The 20,660-nt window shown below is 61.9% G+C and carries 20 protein-coding genes and 3 tRNA genes; 8 read left to right on the plus strand and 15 right to left on the minus strand.

The features are described 5' to 3' along the window. Positions 1-90 precede the first annotated feature (90 nt). The 9 genes from JMA46_RS07805 to JMA46_RS07845 all read right to left on the minus strand — a co-directional run bounded on the left by JMA46_RS07805 (position 91) and on the right by JMA46_RS07845 (position 7,167). Positions 91-765 (minus strand): ATP-dependent Clp protease proteolytic subunit, encoded by a 675-nt coding sequence (locus JMA46_RS07805; RefSeq protein WP_207344775.1) that lies wholly within the window; start codon positions 763-765, stop codon positions 91-93. A gap of 42 nt (positions 766-807) precedes the next feature. Further along, positions 808-1,428 (minus strand): ATP-dependent Clp protease proteolytic subunit, encoded by a 621-nt coding sequence (locus JMA46_RS07810; protein WP_207344776.1) that lies wholly within the window; start codon positions 1,426-1,428, stop codon positions 808-810. A 287-nt stretch (positions 1,429-1,715) separates the two neighbouring features. Next, positions 1,716-3,092, minus strand: coding sequence for a trigger factor (gene tig / locus JMA46_RS07815; protein ID WP_207344777.1), 1,377 nt, complete (start codon positions 3,090-3,092; stop codon positions 1,716-1,718). 89 nt (positions 3,093-3,181) lie between these two features. Further along, positions 3,182-3,254: transfer RNA gene (locus JMA46_RS07820), tRNA-Pro, on the minus strand. Positions 3,255-3,395: 141 nt separating this feature from the next. Further along, positions 3,396-3,469: transfer RNA gene (locus JMA46_RS07825), tRNA-Gly, on the minus strand. A gap of 78 nt (positions 3,470-3,547) precedes the next feature. Beyond that, positions 3,548-4,561: a DNA glycosylase gene (locus JMA46_RS07830; RefSeq protein ID WP_207344778.1), complete on the minus strand. Its 1,014-nt coding sequence runs from the start codon at positions 4,559-4,561 to the stop codon at positions 3,548-3,550. A gap of 2 nt (positions 4,562-4,563) precedes the next feature. Further along, positions 4,564-5,037: a ribose-5-phosphate isomerase gene (locus tag JMA46_RS07835; protein ID WP_207344779.1), complete on the minus strand. Its 474-nt coding sequence runs from the start codon at positions 5,035-5,037 to the stop codon at positions 4,564-4,566. A gap of 92 nt (positions 5,038-5,129) precedes the next feature. Beyond that, on the minus strand, positions 5,130-6,125 hold the full coding sequence (locus JMA46_RS07840; RefSeq protein ID WP_207344780.1) for a hypothetical protein: 996 nt from the start codon (positions 6,123-6,125) through the stop codon (positions 5,130-5,132). Positions 6,126-6,129: 4 nt separating this feature from the next. Then, entirely contained in the window at positions 6,130-7,167 is a 1,038-nt protein-coding gene (locus tag JMA46_RS07845) for a DUF1648 domain-containing protein (protein ID WP_207344781.1), read from the minus strand. A gap of 273 nt (positions 7,168-7,440) precedes the next feature. Here JMA46_RS07845 and pepN point away from each other — a divergent pair, with 273 nt between their 5' ends. The 5 genes from pepN (at position 7,441) to JMA46_RS07870 (ending at position 12,988) form a co-directional block, all read left to right on the plus strand. Continuing rightward, positions 7,441-10,002, plus strand: a complete 2,562-nt coding sequence (gene pepN / locus JMA46_RS07850; protein WP_207344782.1) for an aminopeptidase N — start codon at positions 7,441-7,443, stop codon at positions 10,000-10,002. Positions 10,003-10,169: 167 nt separating this feature from the next. Then, on the plus strand, positions 10,170-11,036 hold the full coding sequence (locus JMA46_RS07855) for an SGNH/GDSL hydrolase family protein (protein ID WP_207344783.1): 867 nt from the start codon (positions 10,170-10,172) through the stop codon (positions 11,034-11,036). A gap of 50 nt (positions 11,037-11,086) precedes the next feature. Then, positions 11,087-11,569, plus strand: a complete 483-nt coding sequence (locus tag JMA46_RS07860; RefSeq protein ID WP_207344784.1) for an OsmC family protein — start codon at positions 11,087-11,089, stop codon at positions 11,567-11,569. A 76-nt stretch (positions 11,570-11,645) separates the two neighbouring features. Beyond that, positions 11,646-12,365 (plus strand): mechanosensitive ion channel domain-containing protein, encoded by a 720-nt coding sequence (locus tag JMA46_RS07865; protein ID WP_348770090.1) that lies wholly within the window; start codon positions 11,646-11,648, stop codon positions 12,363-12,365. A 155-nt stretch (positions 12,366-12,520) separates the two neighbouring features. Beyond that, positions 12,521-12,988, plus strand: coding sequence for a globin (locus tag JMA46_RS07870; protein ID WP_207344798.1), 468 nt, complete (start codon positions 12,521-12,523; stop codon positions 12,986-12,988). 44 nt (positions 12,989-13,032) lie between these two features. Here JMA46_RS07870 and JMA46_RS07875 read toward each other — a convergent pair whose 3' ends face one another. Next, a complete protein-coding gene (locus JMA46_RS07875; RefSeq protein WP_207344785.1) occupies positions 13,033-13,701 on the minus strand; it encodes a hypothetical protein in 669 nt (222 codons plus the stop codon). Beyond that, on the minus strand, positions 13,701-14,201 hold the full coding sequence (locus JMA46_RS07880) for a thioesterase family protein (protein WP_207344786.1): 501 nt from the start codon (positions 14,199-14,201) through the stop codon (positions 13,701-13,703). The genes JMA46_RS07875 and JMA46_RS07880 overlap by 1 nt, the downstream gene beginning before the upstream one ends. A 137-nt stretch (positions 14,202-14,338) precedes the next feature. Between JMA46_RS07880 and JMA46_RS07885 the strand changes: the two genes are divergently transcribed. Next, positions 14,339-15,244 carry an acyl-CoA thioesterase II gene (locus tag JMA46_RS07885; protein ID WP_207344787.1) on the plus strand — a complete coding sequence of 302 codons (906 nt, stop codon included), beginning with the start codon at positions 14,339-14,341 and terminating at the stop codon, positions 15,242-15,244. A gap of 62 nt (positions 15,245-15,306) precedes the next feature. On the opposite strand, the gene ettA is transcribed toward JMA46_RS07885, so the two are convergent. The 3 genes from ettA to JMA46_RS07900 form a co-directional block, all read right to left on the minus strand. Continuing rightward, the gene (gene ettA / locus JMA46_RS07890; RefSeq protein WP_207344788.1) at positions 15,307-16,989 is read right to left on the minus strand and encodes an energy-dependent translational throttle protein EttA; all 1,683 of its coding nucleotides are present in this window, start codon (positions 16,987-16,989) and stop codon (positions 15,307-15,309) included. Between the two features lie 95 nt (positions 16,990-17,084). Further along, the gene (locus JMA46_RS17155) at positions 17,085-17,603 is read right to left on the minus strand and encodes a hypothetical protein (protein ID WP_247647154.1); all 519 of its coding nucleotides are present in this window, start codon (positions 17,601-17,603) and stop codon (positions 17,085-17,087) included. Positions 17,604-17,645: 42 nt separating this feature from the next. Beyond that, entirely contained in the window at positions 17,646-18,323 is a 678-nt protein-coding gene (locus JMA46_RS07900; RefSeq protein WP_207344789.1) for a single-stranded DNA-binding protein, read from the minus strand. 183 nt (positions 18,324-18,506) lie between these two features. On the opposite strand from JMA46_RS07900, the gene JMA46_RS07905 reads away from it, so the two are divergent. Continuing rightward, positions 18,507-18,582 (plus strand) — tRNA-Arg (locus JMA46_RS07905). A gap of 599 nt (positions 18,583-19,181) precedes the next feature. After that, complete coding sequence (locus JMA46_RS07910) at positions 19,182-19,904, plus strand: transposase family protein (RefSeq protein ID WP_207344790.1); 723 nt, start codon at positions 19,182-19,184, stop codon at positions 19,902-19,904. Here JMA46_RS07910 and JMA46_RS07915 read toward each other — a convergent pair. After that, a partial coding sequence (locus JMA46_RS07915) for a hypothetical protein (protein WP_207344791.1) occupies positions 19,888-20,660 on the minus strand: 773 nt, incomplete at its 5' end. The two genes, JMA46_RS07910 and JMA46_RS07915, sit on opposite strands and share 17 nt — an antisense overlap.

Raw genomic sequence — 20,660 nt, forward strand, 5'->3', positions numbered from 1 at the left:
TCTAAGCCACGGCATGGACATTGGGCGGAAGGCAAGCACCGGAACAAGGGCTTTTTTACATCCCCCGTTCCGGTGCGTGCCAGAGCCCACTTAGCGCGTGATGGCGGCAGGCTTGATCTTGCGCGGTGCAAGCACCTCGTCGATCAGGCCGTAATCCTTGGCCTGCGCGGCCGTGAGGATGTTGTCACGCTCAATGTCATTGCTGACCTGCTCCGGCGTGCGGCCGGAGAGCTCGGCAAGGGTGTCCTCAAGCCATGAACGCATGCGCATGACCTCATTGGCCTGGATTTCCAGGTCGGAAGCCTGGCCACCCTGCCCGCCGGACAGTGCCGGCTGGTGGATGAGCACGCGTGCGTTGGGCAGGGCCAGGCGCTTGCCCGGGGCTCCGGCGGCAAGCAGCACGGCCGCCGCGGAAGCAGCCTGACCCAGGCACACAGTCTGGATTTCCGGGCGAACAAACTGCATGGTGTCGTAAATGGCCGTCATGGCCGTGAACGATCCACCGGGAGAGTTGATGTACAGCGTGATGTCGCGGTCTGTGTCATCGGCTTCGAGTACAAGAAGCTGGGCCATGACGTCGTCGGCTGAGGCATCGTCAACCTGGACGCCCAGGAAGATGATGCGGTCCTCGAAGAGCTTCGTGTACGGGTCCTGACGCTTGAAACCGTAGGGGGTGCGCTCCTCGAACTGCGGAAGCACGTAGCGGCTGGAGGGCAGGTTGCCGGCAGTCTTGCCAAAAGCTGTGCTGCCAAAGTTGTAAGTCATGATCGGTTACTCCTGAAATCGAGGATTCTCTTTGGCGGGGCTTTAGCTGGCGTTGGTTCCGCCGCCGCCGGCAACGGAACCGGCGTGGCGCGCGATCTTGTCGAAGAAGCCGTATTCGAGTCCCTGCTCGGCTGTGAACCACTTGTCGCGGTCGTTGTCGACGAGGATTTTCTCGATCGTCTGGCCTGTCTGGTCGGCTGTCAGTTCAGCCATGACCTTCTTCATGTGCAGGATCAGCTCAGCCTGGATCTTGATGTCCGACGCCGTTCCTCCAATACCGCCTGAGGGCTGGTGCATGAGGATGCGTGCGTTGGGCGTGGCATAACGCTTGCCCTTGGTACCGGAGGAGAGCAGGAACTGTCCCATGGACGCAGCCAGCCCGGTGGCGACGGTGACGACGTCGTTCGGGATGTACTGCATGGTGTCATAGATCGCCATGCCTGCCGTCACCGAGCCGCCGGGTGAGTTGATGTACAAGAAGATGTCCTTCTCGGGGTCCTCCGCCGAGAGCAGCAGCAGCTGCGAGCAGATGACGTTCGCGTTGTCGTCTCGAACCTCCGAGCCCAACCAAATGATGCGTTCCTTCAGCAGGCGGTTGAAGATGTACTGATCCTGGCCGTTCGAATCCGCGCTGGCCATCGTCGGGGTGGTTTGCTGTGCCATGGTGGGTTTACCTCTCCTTCGTGTGGGCCGCCGGGCGAGCCCCGCGTGCCCATCACTAATGTTCACTACTTGGACAGTAGCCCTTTTCAGCGATGCGTTGGGGCCCATCCTCACCCTGTTCGCTGTAGGCGCACGATCCGCGAAGACACCGTGTGTGCGGGAATAAATCAGCCTGCGCGTGGTGCACGGGGAGGCCACCAACTGTGCACGCAAAAAGCCGTTGCCAGCTCCCCGTGAAAGGAACCGGCAACGGCTTTTAGTTCTAGCGGCCTGGTGAAAGGTGTGCGTTAGATGCGGACTTCGCCCGGATCAACCACTGCCGAGGGCTCGATGACCTCGTCCTCGCCGTCGATTTCTTCTACTTCTTCTTCGGAAGCAACCGAGACGAAGTCGGTCAAATCGACCACTGCGCCTTCGGAGTCCTTCACGGAAGCCTTGGCCAGAACTGCAGCCAGGGCCTTGCGGCGACGAACTTCGCCAACGATCATGTTGACCTGGCCGGAGGAATCCAGCATCTGGGCGAACTGGTTCGGGTCCATGCCGTACTGGCTGGCGGAGGAAACGATGTAGTCGATCAGTTCAGCCTGGCTGACGCCGATCTCTTCCTTCTCGGCGATGGCATCGAGGATGATCTCGTTGCGGAACGCCTTCTCGGTGTTTTCCTTGACCTCGGCGCGGTGCTCTTCGGTGTCGTGCTCTTCGGGGCCGTGTGCGTTCTCCGGCTTGAAGTGCTGCTCGAGCTGATCTGCGATGACGGATTCCGGAACGGGAACCTCAACGAGGTCAACGAGCTTCTCAAGAACCTTGTCGCGGGCTTCGACGCCCTGCTCAACGGTCTTGGACTCGGCAGCCTGCTTGGCCAGGTCTTCCTTCAGTTCAGCAATGGTGTCGAACTCGGAAGCCAGCTGAGCGAAGTCGTCGTTTGCCTCGGGCAGTTCGCGAACCTTCACGGAGGTGACCTTGACGGTGACCTGTGCTTCTTCACCAGCGTGCTCGCCACCGGCAAGCTTCGTGTTGAAGATGGCCTCTTCGCCGGCGGACAGGCCGGTGGCAGCCTCGTCCAGGCCGTCGAGCATGTTGCCTGCACCGAGCTGGTAGGAGAGGTCCGAAGCGGAGTCAACCTCGACGTCGTCGATCTTGGCGTCGATGTTGATGCTGACGAAGTCGCCATCGGCAGCCGGGCGGTCTTCAACCTTCAGCGTGCCGAAGCGGCCGCGCAGCTCGTCAAGAGCCGTCTCGGTGTCTTCGTCAGTAGCCTCAAGAGCGGCGACCTCAACTTCGATGCCTTCGTAGTCGGGCAGTTCGATCTCGGGACGGATATCCAGTTCAACGTGGAACTTGACAACGCCTTCGGTGCCGGAAGGGTCGGGAACCTCGGTGATTTCAACCTCGGGACGGCTCAACGGGATGAGCTTGTTCTCGATGACAGCTTCCTGGTACCAGCCGTTGAGGCCGGAGTTGATGGCCGTCTCCAGGACGTGGCCGCGGCCAACGCGCTGGTCGATCAGCTGGTTCGGGACCTTGCCCTTGCGGAAGCCAGGCACCTGCACCTGTGTGGCAATTGTCTTGTATGCCTCGGCAATGCTGGGCTTCAATTCCTCAAAGGAAACCTCGACATCGAGCTTGACCCGAGTGGGTGTGAGGTTTTCGACAGCGCTCTTCACAGCGTGGTACTCCTGATGGTCTCTAGATGGATATCTGGGCCCAGCACATGGGCAGTCACTGACCAAACGTGATCCGGATTATGCTGAAGTCGGGGCGACAGGACTCGAACCTGCGGTCTCCTGCTCCCAAAGCAGGCGCGCTAGCCACTACGCTACGCCCCGTAGTTGCCCGGAACAGTCTACGGGCAAAAGTTCCCAGATGCACAATCGGCACTCCGGCGCACGCTATTTGGGTGCTTCGGCTTGGCTGGCTGGCCCCGGGCATGAAAAAATCCCCGACCATGGGCCGGGGATTGCTTCTTTTGGAGGGGGCGACGGGAATCGAACCCGCGTCATCAGTTTGGAAAACTGAGGCTTTACCATTAAGCTACGCCCCCGGATGTTTCGGCTTGTGGCCGAACAACTCCGTAACACTATCAACGACTCGGCCTGTGCTGCAAATCGTGAATTCCCGGTCAGGTTCCCTGGCAGTTCGGGCACCAGTACAGTTTCCGCCCACCCAGATCCTTCATGGCTATCTCGGTGCCACAATGCCGGCAGGGCAGGCCCTCACGCTTGTACACGTAGTGGGCATCTGCAACGGGGACGTCCTTGTTCACCGTGTTGTTCACGGTGTCGAGGCTCGACGGCGCTCCCCGGCTGCCGCCGCCGTCCAGCCCGCCGCTGTCCCTCCACTGCGCCGCAAGGCCGGGAGCCACACCCAAGCCCGAGGGCCGGTCTGCCAGCTCGGTGGTGATGATGCGCCCGTCGCGGACGCCGTCGGCCATGACGCACACAATGTCCGTCCAGAGTGCGTTGGCTTCCTCCAGCTGCAGGCTCGTGCCGGGGAGCATGGGGTCAAGGCCCAGACGGAACAGGACCTCGGCCCGGTACACGTTGCCCACCCCGGCCAGGACGTCCTGCTTCATGAGCTGCAGCGCAATGTTGGTGGCGCTCTTTCGAAGACGGCGCGCAAACTCTTGGGCGTCGCCGTCGAAGTTGTGCAACGGGTCGGGTCCCAGTTTCCTGCGCACGGCAGCGGCTTCGGCAGGGGTCAGCACCTCGCAGGCCGTGGGGCCCCGCAGGTCTGCCCAGCCGTGGTCCGAGACCAACCGCACACGCACGGCACCCTTGGGCTCCGGCGGGCCAAGGTACGCAACGCTGGTGGCTTCCGGAACACCGGCATCACCACTAACTTCCTGCTCACCGATGCGCCGCGGCGCTCCGATGCTGGACGCGCCGGTGAAAGTGGAGTCACCGCCAAAGTCCCACGCCCCGTACAGGCCGAGGTGGACGCGCATGATGAGGTCGTGGGAGAAGTACAGGAACATCTGCTTGCCGTGGGCCTCGGCTCGTTCCAGCACGTGGCCGTCCAGGCGGGCGGCCCCGGCGGTGAACTTCCCCTGCGGGCTGGACACGGCTAGTGCAGCCCCGCCAAAGACGTCGTTGAACTGCCGCGCCAGGCGGTGGACTGAATGGCCCTCAGGCATCCTTAGTCGACGACTTCGCCGGTGGTCTCGTACGTGGCGATCTTGCCGATGCGACGCACGTGGCGTTCGGCCTCGCTGAAGGGCTCCGCCAGGAACGCCTCGATGATCTCGGTGGCTTCCTCGACGCTGTGCTGGCGCCCGCCCACAGCCACCACGTTGGCGTCGTTGTGTTCGCGGGCCAGCTTGGCCGTGGACAGGTTCCACGCCAGCGCGGCGCGCACACCCTTGACCTTGTTGGCCGCAATCTGCTCACCGTTGCCGGAACCGCCGAGTACGATCCCCAGCGCATCCACGCCTGCCGCCTGGTCCGTCACCACTGCCTGCGCGGCGTTGATGCAGAAGGAGGGGTAGTCGTCCTCGGCGTCGTAGGCCGCAGGTCCGTGGTCCACCATGTCGTAGCCTTTGGCGGCCAGGGCGGTGATGAGGTGGGCGCTGAGCTCCATGCCGGCGTGGTCTGTTGCGATGTGAACGCGCATGAGGGGTCCTTAGTGGTGGAGGTGATTAATGCTCCTCCAAGCCTACCCATGCCGCGGCCCTGCTGCGGCCGGGTCCGGTGCCGGCCGGGCGGCTAGCGCTTGTCCGGCGACTTTCCGGCACGGCGGTTTAGGATCGCGGACAGGTCGTCGGCCGTGTCAAGGTCCGGCGCACTGACAACCACCTTACCGCCGTCGTTCAGTCGAAGCACGACGGCGGCCCCCGAGTACGTCAAAAACGTGGCGGACCCGCTGTGCTTGCGCAAGCCCCAGCCGCCATAGTCCTTCGCGACGATGTCCAGGGACACGGACGCGTCGACAACCTCGCAGGGAACGGCCAACACGGGAACCAGCCCGAGCAGTTTCACGATGAGCTGGTGCCTATCCACTTGGATGGTTGCGCTCAGCATCGAGATCACCAGCAGAGCCAGCACCACTGCAATGAGCAGGATCCATGGTGAAATCACCGTAAGTATGGCGCCGGGCAGTATGGCGACGAGCAGGATCATGATGGTGACGGATCCCTTGGGGTGCACAAAGTACGCCATGGTGTCATTGATGGCGGCGGGGTCTGCCTCTGCCTCCAGCATTTGGGCCAGCACCTTGTCATCAGATGCGCTCCATTGTTCCGCGGGCTTGAACGTCATGGCGAGCACCACGCCCATGGCCATGGCCAGTCCGCACCCCATGAGCAGGACGAACCCGTCAACGGTGACTTTTGGCAACCCTTCCGGCGCGCCCTGACCCAACAAGGCGGCCCCAAATAAGGTGAAGGCTGCCAGTTGCAGGGTCATTCCGACGCCCAGCAGGATTCTGCGCAGCAGGGGCGGCAGCGATGTGCGTGCACCCTGGCTGCCCACGCCGGCACCCAGCACCACAATCAACACTGCTCCAATGGACAGAAACGCAGGCAGCGGAAGCGAGCCACCGCCGGTAGGGAGCATCACTCCGTCTGGCAGCTGGCCCTTGATCAGAAACCCGCCAAGAAATAACGAAGCGGCCAGCAGGAGTGGGAAGATCAGGGCGAAGCGCAACGCCCGGGCGTCGATGGGACGTTCGTCTGCGCCGTCATGACTGCCTTCGTATGCCATGGCCCTAGCTTCTCACTGTCGCAGCGTGGATGTAGGCATTGATGAGAGCGGCTGCTTCCCCGGCCGCTTCAAGGCTTGGCATGGAGATGATCCACGTCTGGTGGTAGCCGCCCGTCATGATTACGGCCGGGCCGTTGCCCATGATGAATCCGACGCTGCCGGCGCCCATCCTGTAGCCCCAGCCGCCGTAGTCCATCGCCTTGATGTCCAGCACCTCGGCACTTTTGAGTTGCTTCCACTCCAGCGGCATGAGCTTCCAGAAGCCGGAGGCAAGCACCTTGACCCCGTCCGGACCGATCACGGCCGTCGCTTGGCAAAATATCCAGATGATCCCGCCGATGAGCACCCCCACCAGAGCCAGGCCTGGGAAAATCAGGTAGGTGCTGACGGCCGTGATGAGTCCAACCCCCAGGCTCAGAAGCCATTTCCAGTGCCCCATGGTCACGTCTATGCGCATCGTTTCGCCCTGAGCGGCCCTTTCGCTGGCCCGGCGGCCAAGCTCAGTGTGGTCCTGGCGCGCCGCTTCGTTCGTTGCGGCGGCTTCACTGCTTTGGGTCCTGTCCACCTCGCCGGGGCGGTACAACCATACGGCGGCGCAGCCCACCACAAACGCGGCGGCAAGCCCCACCGCCATGACCGGTCCGGAAATCTTCGCGTGCGAGACATCCAAGAGATCCAGCTGCCCGGCAACCACGCCAACGCTCAGGGCTGTCAACGCTGTGCAGAAGGCCAGACCAAAGCCCACGCCAATGCGGGCGAAAAGTGTCGAGGGCGTTCGCAGCAGCAACGCCATCGGGGCAACAACGGCACCAACGCCGCCCATGGCGAACACCATCAGCGCCGCCCCCGTGAGTGACATGTATCCGTCGACTTCGTTCTTGCTGTTCCAGTGCGAGGCCAGCTCGGTCGGCAACCTGCCTGCGACGCTGAACATCCAGGCCGCGGCCAGGGCACCCAGCAGCAGCGGTCCCACAATGAGCCCGATCAGCCACCGCCGGTTGTACCGCGCTTCTTCCTCGGCACTGCGCATCCGCTCCCCCATGAACTCCTACTTCCCACATCGCCCGCACGTGCACGAAAAAATTTTCACGCGCGTCTGCATTAACCCTGCCCCAGCACTTGGCGGGGCACAACTTTCTCGCGTTCCGGCTCCGGATAAGCCCGGCTTTGGCTCGCAGAGAACACTGCTACTTACTGCCCCGGCGGGCAGGCGGTAACGTGGAAGAATCGTTTCACCGCCGCGCAACAGCCACAAGCTTCGTCCGCGGCCCTGTTCCACTCAACCCTGAACGGAAGGCAGCACACCTTGCCTGGTATGAACTTGACCCGCGCCGAAGCCATTGAGCGATCGGCCACCCTGACTGTTTCCAGCTATGACGTGGCCCTTGACCTGACCACATCCGAGACTACGTTCACCACCACCACCACGGTGCGGTTCAGCGCGAAGGAGGGGTCGTCGTCGTTCATTGATGCCGTGACGGCCGACGTCCACCAAGTCACCCTCAACGGTGAGGAACTTGACCCCAAGGAAGTGTCCGACGGCGTCCGCATCTCCCTGCCCCGCCTCGCCAAAGACAACGTGCTCACCATCAAGGCCGACGCGGTCTTCATGAACACCGGTGAGGGCCTGCACCGCTTTGTGGATCCCGTGGACGGTGAGGCATACCTGTACAGCCAGTTTGAGGTGCCGGATTCGCGCCGCATGTTCCCCGTCTTCGAGCAGCCGGACCAGAAGGCGACGTTCGCCTTCCACGTCACGGCGCCGGATTATTGGGAAGTCATTTCCAACTCCCCCACCCCGGAGCCGGTTGAAGCCGGTGCGGGCAAATCGACGTGGCATTTTGAGCCGACACTGAAGATCTCCAGCTACATCACCGCGCTGATCGCCGGCCCGTACGGCTGTGTGCGCAGCGAGCTGACGAGTTCAGACGGCCGCACGGTGCCGCTGGCCGTGTTCGCACGGAAGTCGCTCATGGAATATCTGGATGCGGAGAACGTCTTTGAACTGACCCGGCAGGGCTTCGAGTTCTTTGAGAAGCAGTTCGGCACCCCGTACCCGTTCCCGAAATACGACCAGCTCTTTGTGCCCGAGTTCAATGCCGGGGCCATGGAAAACGCCGGCGCGGTCACGTTCCTGGAGAGCTACGTGTTCCGCTCCAAGGTCACCGACGCCATGGTGGAACGCCGCGCCATCACCATCCTGCACGAGCTCGCCCACATGTGGTTCGGCGACCTGGTGACCATGCGCTGGTGGAATGACCTGTGGCTCAATGAGTCGTTCGCCGAGTTCATGTCCACCCTGGCCGCCGCCGAGAACACGAAGTACGTGGACTCCTGGACCACGTTCTCCTCGCTGGAGAAGAGCTGGGCCTACCGCCAGGACCAGCTGCCCTCCACCCACCCGATCAAGGCCGAGATCAACGATTTGGAGGATGTGCTCGTCAACTTTGACGGCATCACGTACGCCAAGGGCGCCTCCGTGCTGCGCCAGCTCGTCGCCTGGGTGGGCCAGGAGGAGTTCATGGCCGGCGTGCGCGCCTACTTCGCCAAGCACGCCTGGTCCAACACGGAGCTGCCGGACCTCATGGTGGAGCTTGAGGCTGCCAGCGGCCGCGACCTCTCCGCCTGGACGGAGAAGTGGCTGGAGACGGCCGGCGTGAACACGCTCAAGCCCTCCATCGACGTGGCGGACGACGGCGCCATCACCTCATTCTCGATCCTCCAGTCCGCCGTGGCCGAGCACCCGGTCCTGCGCCCGCACCGCATGGCTGTGGGCTTCTACAACCTGGCCACCGAGGGCGACGATGCCGGCAAGTTGGTCCGCACCCACCGTGTAGAGCTGGATGTCCACGGCGCCGTGACGGAAGTTCCGGAGCTGGTGGGCTTGGCCCGTCCCGCCCTGGTGCTGCTCAACGACGACGACCTCGCCTACGCCAAGATCCGCCTCGACGATGTCTCCCTGGCCACGGCCAAGGCACATGTGCAGGATTTCAAGGAATCGCTGCCGCGCACCATTGCTGCGGCCTCGATCTGGGATGCCATGCGCGACGGCGAAACCCCGGCCCGCGAGTACGTGGACTTTGTGCTGGCCATCATTGGGCACGAAACGGATTCCACCGTGATCATGGTGCTGCTGCGTCAGCTCACCACTGCGCTGCGCTTCTACGTGGCTGCGGAACACGAAAAGGCCACGTCCGTTGCCGCCGCAGATTCCCTGTGGGCACTGGCACAGGCTGCTGCCCCCGGATCCGATGCCCAGCTGCAGTTCACCAAGGCCTTTGCCTCCCACGCCCAAAGCACTAACCAGCTTGACGCCGTGCAGGCCCTGCTGGACGGCACGGTGGTTCTTGATTCGCTGGCTGTGGACACGGACATGCGCTGGGAACTGCTGACGTCCCTGGTTGCCGGCGGCCGGGCCGACGGCGCCGCCATTGACGCGGCACTGGCTTTGGACAACACCCAGACCGGACAGCTCGCTGCTGCCACGGCGCATGCTGCCGTTCCGACTGCTGACGCCAAGGCTGGAACGTGGCATTCCGTCGTCGTGCGTGGGGATGGTGCCAATGCGGTGCAGCGTGCGGCGATCGACGGTTTCGGCAGGGTCTGGGACACCTCGCTGCTGGAGCCGTACGTGGAGAAGTATTTTGCCGCGATTCTGGGGGTGTGGGAGGAGAAGTCGTACGAGACGAGCTCCACCATCATCACCGGGCTCTACCCCTCGCAGCTTGTCTCTACGGCAACGGTGGAGGCGACCGACAAGTTCCTGGCAACGCTTGGGGCGGAGTTCCCCGCACTGCGCCGCCTACTCGTGGAATCCCGCGACGGCGTGGTGCGTGCCTTGGCCGCACAGGCAGCCGACCGGCAGTCCGCCAACTAAGCCCTGTAGTCTGCAACGGGCGTTTCCCTGCCACTCGGTGGCCGGGAAACGCCCGTTTTTTGCTGATTTTTGCCCGACCGAACGCGGCTCGCAACGCGGCTGGCGCCCGGGAGAATTGACTACATTTTACGCTAGTAAGGCCCCTGCGTCAGGGGTATCTTGAGGTCATGTTTACTCATCACTTTAAGGGGATTGCTGCCCGTGCAGGCGCCGTGACACTTTTATCACTGGGCCTCGTTGCAGGCATGGCCGGAGCCCCGGCCATCGCCCAAACTCAGACTTCCTGGGGACACTCCGGCCCGTCGTATCCAGATCAGAGCACACTGAACTACACCGTCATGGGAGACTCCTACTCGGCCGGTTCGGGTGCTGGCGGCGAGGGAGATTGCGGGCGGAGCGTTGGCGGCTACGCCAATGACATCGCCACTCAACTTGGTGCCAACTTGACGAACATTGCTTGCGCCGGTTTCACCACCACTCAGGTCACCGAGTTTGAGGTGCCACAACTTTCGCCCGACACGAAGCTGATCACCATCACGGCCGGCGGCAACGACGTCGCCTGGACCACGGCCGTGGGAACGTGCCTGGCTGCTCCCTTGGACGCGTGCAAGTCAGCTGTGGCCGACTCCATCAAACTCATGAAGCAGGTGCCCAGGAAAGCGACCACGATGCTCAAGGCCATCAAGGCCAAGGCCCCGCACGCAAAGATCCTCTACCTCGGCTACCCGCGCCTCTTTGAGCCGCAAAACATGCTGGTACCCCCCTTCGCACCTACCCAGGTCGAAGGCGCCAAGGTCCTCAACGGAGCCGCGGACCTGCTCAATGGCATCCTGGCTGTGACTGCCCTGTCCAACCGCGTGGCGTTCGTACCGGTGGCCTACCGCTTCTCTGGCCATGCGGTGCCTTCAGAGGGATCCTGGATAAACTACCCAACAGCTTTAGGAGGACAGAGCCCATTCGCGTTCCACCCCACCGCCACGGGTTACGAACTCGGCTATGCAGCATCCCTGCAGCCGTTCCTCCGCTGGCTGTAGGTAATACCTGATCCTGCAAGTGAGTCCCCGCGCCCCTTATCATTAGCCTCATGGGACGCAATGAGCACCACTACGAAGTCAACATATTTTGGACCGGCAACCGGGGAACCGGAACGTCCGGGTACAAGGCCTACGGCCGTGACCACAGCGTCACGGCCGTTGGTCTGCCCATGCTGCTGGGTTCAGCCGACAAAACGTTTCACGGCGACTGGGACCGGTGGAACCCGGAACAGCTGCTCGTTACGGCTTTGTCCCAATGCCATATGCTCTCCTACCTGCACGTGGCCGTGAATCACGGTGTGGTCGTGACCAAATATGAGGACACGGCCACCGGGACACTGCTCCTCAATACCGATGGGAGCGGTCAATTCGAATCCGTCACCCTGCATCCCAAAATCTATGTCTCAGACCCGACAATGCAGGCTCTGGCACTGACGCTGCATGCAGAAGCAGCCAGCAAATGCTTCATTGCCAGAAGCGTAAACTTCCCCGTTCACCACGAGCCTGGAGTGTTGGAGCCCACGCAGGACTGATCTGCTGCGCTGACCGCGCTAGGGTTGAGATGAAGTTCCCAGTTCCCTTCCCCGAGCGATGCAAGGTAAGCCACGCGTGCAAGCACTATTGATCTTTGACGGCTTTGACGAAGGATTTTGGCGCAGTGTGACCCAAGCTGGCGTGGCTCTGGCCATTGGCTTGGTGATGTGGCTGGTGTGCCACTACGGCATCCGCCTGTTCGTCAAGCGCGCCAGCATCCAACGCACACCGCTGAACCATGCCTCACTACGTTGGGCCGCACCCATGCTGCGCAACATGGACCCCATGATGCATGCTTTGGACAACGAACGCCGCGTCTTGCGCGCCCGCACCATCGGCTCCCTCCTGAACTCGGCACTGACAGGCACAGTGGCACTAGTGACGGGTTTCTACATCCTGCTCGCCTTCAATATCAACATCGCCCCTCTACTGGCCAGCGTGGGCGTGGTGGGCATTGCCATCGGTTTCGGCTGCCAACAGCTCATTCGGGATTTCCTTGCGGGCATCTTCATCACCTTCGAGGACCAGTACGGGATCGGCGACGTAATCGTGACCAGTGAGGTGGTAGGCACGGTGGAATACCTTGGCCTGCGCATCACCCGGGTGCTGGCCGAGGACGGCACCGTGTGGTACCTGCGCAACGGTGAAATACTGCGCTTGGGAAACCGGTCCAAGGGTAACTATGTGCCACCGCAGCCAGATGCGCCAGAGCCCCAGGCGCCTCAGGCACCCGCCGCAAGCACACCGGCGTCGAACGTTTCAACCAGCAACGAACCCGCCGAGACGGCAGAGTAGAAAGCGTAGAAAGTACAGCCATGAACCACGAGCACAATCCCTCCTCCCCCTTCGCCAACGGTCCGGCCCAAAATGACGCAGCCGAGAATAGTGCTGGCGAGAATGCGGCAACAGGAACCCCGATTCCGTCGCGCTTTGGCGAGCCGCTGGCGACGATGCTGCCGATTCCCACGAAGGTGGGGCGGCCGCTGCCGTCGACCTCCAGCCCCGCTGCTGGCGATGAACCCGTGGACTACTCCGATACGTTTTACGGCCAGATTGGCGGGCACGAGACGTTCAAGAAGCTCATCCACGTGTTCTATCAGGGCATTGCCGCCGATCCGCTGCTACGCGCCATGTACGTGGAAGAGGATTTGGGGCCCGCCGAGCACCGCATGTTGATGTTCATGGAGCAGTATTGGGGCGGGCCGCGGACCTACCTTGAGGAACGCGGCCACCCGCGCCTGCGCATGCGCCACGTGCCGTTCCCCATCACCCCCGAGGCGCGCGACCGCTGGCTGGCCGCCATGCGCAAGGGCGTGGACGCCGTGGAGCTCTCGCCCATGCACGAGGCCACGCTGTGGGATTATTTGGAGCGAGCCGCGCATTCGCTCGTGAACGCGGCCTCCGAACCCCGGGGCTGAGTTTTCGCTCGTCTCCCATTGGAGACGGTGACTCACACTGGCTTTTAGAGCACCGCCTTGGGCCGGACCAGGATATGTCCGCGCCCCGTGGTGATACGCAACCATTTGTGCGAGCGGAAAATCGTTCCGGTCTCCCCCGGTGCCACAAAGCCGAGGGCGTAGGCGGCGAAGGCTGCCCCGCCGGGAATCGAGCCGGGAACGCCGTCCATTTCTCGTCCCCACACGGCGGCGCGGGCGTTGTTGACGATCAAGGCTCCGGGATTGATAGGGATGATCTGGCCAATCTCCTGCACCCCGGTCTTGGCGGCATCGATGAGCGTCTCGGCGGAAACGGAACCCAGCTCCTCCCACGCACCGCGCGGGGCCGTGACGGCCGCCCAGGATTCATTGACGGTCATGGGCGGGATGGGCAGCCTGGTGTCGTCGGCATCCATGTGGGCCAGGCGGTCGGCCACCGAGGCCAGGGACACCGTCACGTCAATGTCCGACGGCGTTCCGAGCGCCATGGTGCGCAGTCCAAGGATCGTGGGGGTTCCCTCCCCCAAAAGTTTGGCGCGCATGACGCACACGTAGGCGGCGAGGACGTGCCCGGCCCCCTGAAGGCGGATGGCGCCGTCGTCCGCGGCACGGGCCCGGGTCACAAAGGTGCGCAGGTCGGCGACGGTTCCGGCGTCTTCCAAAAGCAGTTCTTCGGTATGCGTGGCGGTGGACATCAGTGGCTTCCTTCTGCGGTGGCGGGTGTGGTTTTGGTGGCGGGGCGGTTGGATCCGCGTTTGAACGGCACCGGTTCCCCGCGCCACGCGTTCAGGGCGACCCGCTGCGCTTCGGTGAGTCGGACGGGGCGGCCGGTGGTGCGTGAGACCAGCACCATGGAGGTTTCTGCCTGCGCGAACGTGATGGAGTCGTCGGATTCGGTGACGGTGTAGCCGAAGTCGAAGCTGGATCCGCCAATGTGGGTGACCCAGATGTTCACGGCAATAGGTGTCGGCCGGAAGCTGATCGGGGCCAAATACTCAATTTCGTTGCGCCCCACCAGGGTGAAGAAATCCTGGCCAACCAGATCCTGGAACGTGCCGCCACCGGGCAGTTCGGCGTACGTCAGCTGAACACGGGCATCCTCAAGGTATTGCAGATAGACAACATTGTTGACGTGGTTGTAGGAGTCAATGTCGCCAAAGCGGATTTGTTGGGTGATGCGGATGCCGGGAGCCATGCTTTCATCATGCCAAAGCCACAGGTGGTGCCACCAATCAACGTCGGCAACGTCACAGGACGGCGCAGCGCAGTTGCCGGATTCATGTCGTGTGGTCCATTTGTCGCCGGGGCGTTGCGACACATAGAGTCACGTTTATGAATGCGACGCGTCCTAAAGCTGACCCGATGGAATCCCTGCTGCGAATCTTGGAGCTGTCCGACGCGGGCGGCGCCCAGACGGATGAGGACGTTTTTGTGGGGCTAGGCGACCCTGCCGCGCCCCAGCCCCGACTTTTTGGCGGCCAGGTGCTTGCGCAGTCGCTGGTGGCAGCTACCCGCACGGTGGAAGAGGACCATTTGGTCCACTCCATGCACGGCTATTTTCTGCGCCCCGGGGATGCTGCTGCCCCGTTGACGTTTGGGGTGCAGCGGCTACGCGACGGCAGGTCATTCTCGGCCCGCCGCACCCACGCCTACCAGGGCGGCGTGCCGATCCTGTCCATGATCGCATCCTTCCAGCGGCCGGACAGCGGCATTGAACATCAGGACACCATGCCCGCAGGCATTCCGGATCCGGAGACGCTGCCCACCTCGGCGCAACTGCTGGGAGGCATTGACCACCCGGTGGCGCAGGCCTGGGCGTATGAGCGTCCGTTCGACATCCGCCACGTTGGCCCGAACATCTACTTTGACGTCAAGGGTGAGCATGTTGCGCACCAGGCTGTGTGGCTGAAGACGCTGGGTCCCATGCCGACCGACCAGAATTTGCACCGTGCGGCGCTGGCCTATGCCAGTGACTACACGCTGTTGGAGCCGTCGCTACGCCGTCACGGGATTGCCTGGGCGACGCGCGGCATCAGTGTGGCCAGCTTGGACCACGCTATGTGGTGGCACCGGCCGCTGCAGGTGGACGACTGGCTGCTCTACGTCGCCGAATCCCCCAGCGCCTCGGAGGCACGCGGGCTGAACGTGGGCCGTTTCTTCAACCGCGACGGCGTGCTCGTGGCCTCCGTTGCCCAGGAAGGCATGATCCGCGTGCCGGAAGGAACCCCCACGGACTAACGTGCTGCAGGTACAAGAATGGCCGGTCCCGTTGAGGGGACCGGCCATTCTTATCGGCAATTTCAGTCGCGGGTTAGGCGGCGGTGCGTGACGCGGTGCGGACGTGCAGCATCTGCGCCAAGGCGCTCGATCTTGTTTTCCTCGTAGGCGTCGTAGTTGCCTTCGAACCAGTGCCAGTTGGCCGGGTTCTCATCGGTGCCTTCGTAGGCGAGGATGTGTGTCGCGACCCGGTCCAGGAACCAGCGATCGTGCGATACCACGACGGCGCAGCCGGGGAATTCCAGCAGCGCGTTTTCTAGGCTGCTGAGGGTTTCCACGTCAAGGTCGTTAGTGGGCTCATCCAAAAGCAGCAGGTTTCCACCCTGCTTGAGGGTCAGCGCCAGGTTCAGGCGGTTGCGCTCACCACCGGAGAGCACACCTGCCTTCTTCTGCTGGTCCGGTCCCTTGAAGCCGAATGCGGCAACATAGGCGCGGGAAGGCATTTCAACTTGGCCCACCTGGATGAAGTCGAGTCCGTCGGAGACGACTTGCCACAGGGTCTTGTCCGGGTCGATTCCGCCACGGCTCTGGTCGGCGTAGGAGATCTTGACCGAGTCGCCCACCTTGAGCTTGCCGCCGTCGAGCTCTTCAAGGCCAACGATGGTCTTGAACAGCGTTGACTTGCCAACACCGTTGGGGCCGATGACGCCGACGATGCCGTTGCGGGGCAGGGTGAAGCTGAGACCGTCGATGAGGACGCGGTCGCCGTAGCCCTTCTTGAGGTTCTCGGCTTCGAGCACAATGCCGCCCAGGCGCGGGCCCGGTGGAATCTGGATTTCTTCGAAGTCCAGCTTGCGGGTGCGGTCGGCTTCGGCAGCCATTTCCTCGTAGCGGGCCAGGCGTGCCTTGGACTTTGTCTGGCGACCCTTGGCGTTGGAGCGTACCCACTCGAGTTCTTCGGTGAGTCGTTTGGCCTGCTTGGCGTCCTTCTTGCCTTGGACTTCCAGACGGGCGCGCTTCTTCTCCAGGTAGGTGGAGTAGTTGCCTTCGTAGGGGTACAGCTTTCCGCGGTCCACTTCGGCGATCCATTCGGCGACGTGATCCAGGAAGTAGCGGTCGTGGGTCACGGCCAGGACGGCGCCGGCGTAGCTCTTCAGGTGCTGTTCCAGCCAGTTGACGGACTCGGCGTCCAAGTGGTTGGTGGGCTCGTCGAGGAGCAGCAGGTCAGGCTTTTGCAGCAGCAGCTTGCACAGGGCAACGCGGCGGCGCTCACCACCGGAGAGGACCGTGACGTCGGAGTCGCCCGGCGGGCACTGGAGAGCGTCCATGGCCTGCTCGAGCTGGGAGTCGATGTCCCAGGCGTCGGCAGCGTCAATGGCTTCCTGCAGCTTGCCCATCTCTTCAAGGAGGGTGTCAAAGTCAGCGTCGGGGCTGGCCATTTCCTCGGAGATCTCGTTGTAACGGGTGATCTTGCCGTAGATCTCGCCAACGCCTTCCTGGACGTTGCCCAGAACGGTCTTTTCCTCGTTCAGCGGCGGCTCCTGGAGCAGGATGCCTACCGTGTAGCCGGGGCTCAAACGGGCTTCACCGTTGGAGGGGGTGTCCAAGCCGGCCATGATCTTCAAAATGGTGGACTTTCCCGCACCATTGGGTCCGACGACGCCGATCTTGGCGCCCGGATAGAAAGACATGCTTACGTTGTCAAGAATGAGTTTGTCGCCAACAGCCTTGCGGGCATCGGACATTGTATAAATAAATTCCGCCATACACTCAAGGTTAGTGGGTGCGACGGCTTAACCCACATTCGCAGACGTATTTGTGAGGCAAGCGTCATGGCGCGGCCCACGCCACGACTTCGTGGTCAGTGGACGTCCCCGACGAAGCAGCGTCCGGATGCCAGCACCGGCAGTATGGTGACTGCAACCTTGCCGTCGCGTACCTGGCCGATGACGCACTCTTCCGCGATGGGCGTTGCAGCTTCAATCGCGTCAACGGCGAGGCCCGTTGGGGTGATGTCTACAGAGACCTCGGTGTTTTCCTTGACTGCACCGGCGTCAAGCATGGCGGTCATCATCTGTTGACGGTTGGGGGCCTTGGTTCCTGCAGCGAGCGTGGTCAGGGATGCCGTGAGCTTCTTGGAGAATTCTTCCGCTGCCGTTGGTGGTTGCGCAGGCTTTTCGGGCGCTTTTTCGGCTTCCGTGGCAGGCGCTGACGTGCTTGCTGCTGCTGGTGTGGGAGCTTGAGAGGCCACTTCCCCAGGCAGAAGCGAACAGCCACCCAGTGCCATGGTTGCAGCCAGTAGGGCAGACACTGCCACAGCGCGAACCTTCATGTGAGGTGATGCGGGCTGGTGGCGGGATGTCATCTTTTCCAAAGTCACCCCGCCATTCTGCCATGACAGCCGGTGCGTTGTTCCACAGGTCTAGAAGGGCGCGGCTTCCTGCAGAATCTCTCCTGTCTGCCGATCTGCGCGCTCCCCCTCCGTGAGGCCACTTTCATCGTCAGCACTGCCCGACTCATCGTCGTCGCCGTATCCCGCGGCGGCGGCCGCGTCACCGTCCACGTCGTCGTCTTGTTCTTCGTCAGCCCCGTCCACGCCGGGCCCGTCCGCGCCGGACCCGTCCGAGCCGGGCATGGAGTCATCAGGAATATCCCCCTCCTCTGCGCTACGGAACGAGCCTGCAGACTGCAACGCTTCTCCAGCATCGGCTCGCGACATCGTTTGGCCAACTGGGTGGGCACCTGCCATGCGGGTGTAGTGGGCCATTCCAAATTGCAGATCCGGGCCAATGCCGTCCGCATCAATGTCGACGCTCGTTCCAGTGGTGCCGTCCTTGCGCAGGAAGGTCTGGATTTTGAGCCTGCCCATCACCAGGATGCGATCGCCCTTGTGAATGCTTGAAGCAGAGTTCACGGCAAGTGCCTTGAACGCGTTGACGCGGTACCAGTTCGTCTGCCCGTCCTCCCAGAGTTTGGTGATGGGATCCTGGCGGCGCTCGGTGGAACCCATGCGAAAGCTCCCGATGACAAGTCCAGTTGGGGTGTTGCGCATCTCGAACTCGGAAGATACGAAGCCCCGGATATTGACATGGTTGGCCATGGCGATGCCTTTCTCTAGGCCGCAGCTGCGGCGGTGTTCACTTGCTTCCAGCCAACGCCTGTCCAGGTACGTTCACCAGTAAGAATGCGCTGATTGTGGACGCACGCCTGTGCTGGTGAAGCTGTGGAGGAAGAGATCGACCAAGAAACCTGATAATTTAGATGCGGCCCTTAGTTGGGCCACGCCTCGGTAGCTCAGCGGATAGAGCAGGAGCCTTCTAATCTCTTGGTCGTGGGTTCAATTCCCGCCCGGGGCACCAAAAAATGGCTCTGACCTGCGGTTACGTTCCGCAGGTCAGAGCCGTTTAAGGCCAAAAGCGCCCCAAGTCACGTTTTACTCACGTTTTTGGACGAAAAGTTGGTCACGTTTTTTGCATGGTTTGGGGCGGAAATAGGTTCAATTTCAGCTCACGTTTTTGGCTGCGAGGCCGCGTTGCCAATTGGAGAAAATGCCGCTGGCGCCAGTCGATCCGACACGCATCCGCAAAGCGATGCACCCTACCCCTGCGATAGCCCAACGTTGCTCAGCCGCTCAGCTTTCGCGCGCAGAGTTTGATCATTCGGGTCCACATATCCTCACGCAAAATACCCCCAAGGCGATGGGCCAATTTGCGCTCGACGCGGACGCTGGGCAGAAAGATACCCGCCGAAAGCGGCCAGCGCGGAGCGTCAAACCCCTGATTGTCATCGATCCGGTCTAAATCTGTCCGGTCCAGCAATCGGGCTCTTCGTGGTTCGTGGGGGTTTGAGTTCTTGATTTAGCTATACAAAGGGCCCGTGGCCCTGCTGGGATGAGTGTTATCTACGCATTCAACCTGAACAGGACCACGAGCCTTGAACGAGCCTACCGTCATGGCAGTTGACGGCCACCACGCTTTTCAATCTGCCCGACTACCGCTTCATCTCAACGACAATCACCGCTGATGGTTGCCGCCAAGTCATGGTCGAAAGCGAGCAACCACCAGGGTGCCCCAGCTGCGGTGTCATCGCCACTCGGCGGAAGGAACGCCGCTTCCAACGGATCCGCGACATCCCGGTCGCCGGGAAGATTGAAGTGGTGTGGCGGAAGTACCGTTGGTACTGCCAAGAACTGGAGTGCCAGAGGCTCTCATTCTTTGAATCGACGACCCAAGTTCCTGCTAGGGCGCGCTCGACGGGTAGGCTCCGGGATCATTTGGTGGATGCGGTGATCCGCTCTGGCCGGGCCATGTCAGAAACCGCCGCAGGGTTCGCTGTGTCGTGGTGGATGGTCAGGGCTGCTGTGAATGAAGCAGCCCTGCTGAAGTTACCGGACGTCGACGCTCTGAGGCCAAGAATGCTAGGTATTGATGAACACCGCTTCCGATCCGTGCGCTACTTCAAAGACCCGGCCACCAACGCCTGGACGCGCTTTGAACCCTGGATGAGCACCATCGTTGACCTCGATACCGGTCAAGTCCTTGGCGTTGTAGACGGCCGTGACCACACGGGCATTGGTGCTTGGCTGATTCAACGACCCTTGGAATGGCGTTTGGGAGTGCACGTTGTAGCTATCTCATGGCTATCTCAACGACAGACCACGGCAGCTACTGGAATGTTCTAGTTGAGGCTGACTGCAAATAATTCTGCGGCAAATCCAAATGGTAAGGTGAGATCGGAAAGGCCTGCTCCTCGTTGGTGTGGATGGGATCGTTGCCGTTGTAGAGGAGAACCTTGTCTTCGCTGGAAATGCGTATATCAATGCCAGAAGTTTCAGCGTAGAAGTTTGCAGCGATACTGCCACGCAGTGCTTTCAGCGTTTCCGGAGCCTTGTCTGTGTAGCCGCTATAGGTATTTTGCACCCATAGAGCTTCGGTGGAAGATGGGTCAGAAATCAGATTGATTTTGGCGCATGCACTATTCACTCCTACGTAGAAGCTCTGGTATCGAGCGATCGTTGAACCCGAATATTTTCCTTCTTCGATGATTTGATTCAGGCTCCCGCGTGTAGCGCCGGCATAGTAGGTAATGAATCGTTCGTTGTAGTCGAAATATGCTGCAGCCTTGTCCCCAGGACTGCCCTGTTCAGTGTTGGCTATCGGCACGGTCTGGAGCGTTGCTCGTGTTCCTATCGGCGTCGTAAATGTCAGCCCGAAATCCGGGGAGCACGTCATGACGGAGTAGATGACAACTCGACCTGTGCCATCAGCAAAAGCGCTGGCCACATATTCGCTGGCAAGGAAACGATACTCTGTGAATTGGCTATCCATGTAACTGCCGTGATTATGCGGTTTGTGGGGTTCGCCAGGGGCGTTCGAGTGGTGTTCCGGTGAGTGTGTGCGGCAGTGCGTGTGGGGTCCGTGGCGGGACGGGGACGTCC

The organism is Arthrobacter sp. E3 (assembly GCF_017353415.1).
Taxonomy (GTDB): Bacteria; Actinomycetota; Actinomycetes; order Actinomycetales; family Micrococcaceae; genus Specibacter.

Bases quoted from the DNA above. Each gene is read 5' to 3' on its own strand.
- JMA46_RS07870 (WP_207344798.1), top strand. From the start codon at position 12,521: ATGCTGCCGATTCCCACGAAGGTGGGGCGGCCGCTGCCGTCGACCTCC.
- JMA46_RS07830 (WP_207344778.1), bottom strand. From the start codon at position 4,561: ATGCCTGAGGGCCATTCAGTCCACCGCCTGGCGCGGCAGTTCAACGAC.
- pepN (WP_207344782.1), top strand. From the start codon at position 7,441: ATGAACTTGACCCGCGCCGAAGCCATTGAGCGATCGGCCACCCTGACT.
- JMA46_RS07885 (WP_207344787.1), top strand. From the start codon at position 14,339: ATGAATGCGACGCGTCCTAAAGCTGACCCGATGGAATCCCTGCTGCGA.
- JMA46_RS07805 (WP_207344775.1), bottom strand. From the start codon at position 765: ATGACTTACAACTTTGGCAGCACAGCTTTTGGCAAGACTGCCGGCAAC.
- JMA46_RS07845 (WP_207344781.1), bottom strand. From the start codon at position 7,167: ATGGGGGAGCGGATGCGCAGTGCCGAGGAAGAAGCGCGGTACAACCGG.
- JMA46_RS07875 (WP_207344785.1), bottom strand. From the start codon at position 13,701: ATGTCCACCGCCACGCATACCGAAGAACTGCTTTTGGAAGACGCCGGA.
- JMA46_RS07900 (WP_207344789.1), bottom strand. From the start codon at position 18,323: ATGGCCAACCATGTCAATATCCGGGGCTTCGTATCTTCCGAGTTCGAG.
- JMA46_RS07860 (WP_207344784.1), top strand. From the start codon at position 11,087: ATGGGACGCAATGAGCACCACTACGAAGTCAACATATTTTGGACCGGC.
- JMA46_RS07835 (WP_207344779.1), bottom strand. From the start codon at position 5,037: ATGCGCGTTCACATCGCAACAGACCACGCCGGCATGGAGCTCAGCGCC.
- JMA46_RS07880 (WP_207344786.1), bottom strand. From the start codon at position 14,201: ATGGCTCCCGGCATCCGCATCACCCAACAAATCCGCTTTGGCGACATT.
- JMA46_RS07840 (WP_207344780.1), bottom strand. From the start codon at position 6,125: ATGGCATACGAAGGCAGTCATGACGGCGCAGACGAACGTCCCATCGAC.
- JMA46_RS07810 (WP_207344776.1), bottom strand. From the start codon at position 1,428: ATGGCACAGCAAACCACCCCGACGATGGCCAGCGCGGATTCGAACGGC.
- ettA (WP_207344788.1), bottom strand. From the start codon at position 16,989: ATGGCGGAATTTATTTATACAATGTCCGATGCCCGCAAGGCTGTTGGC.
- JMA46_RS07855 (WP_207344783.1), top strand. From the start codon at position 10,170: ATGTTTACTCATCACTTTAAGGGGATTGCTGCCCGTGCAGGCGCCGTG.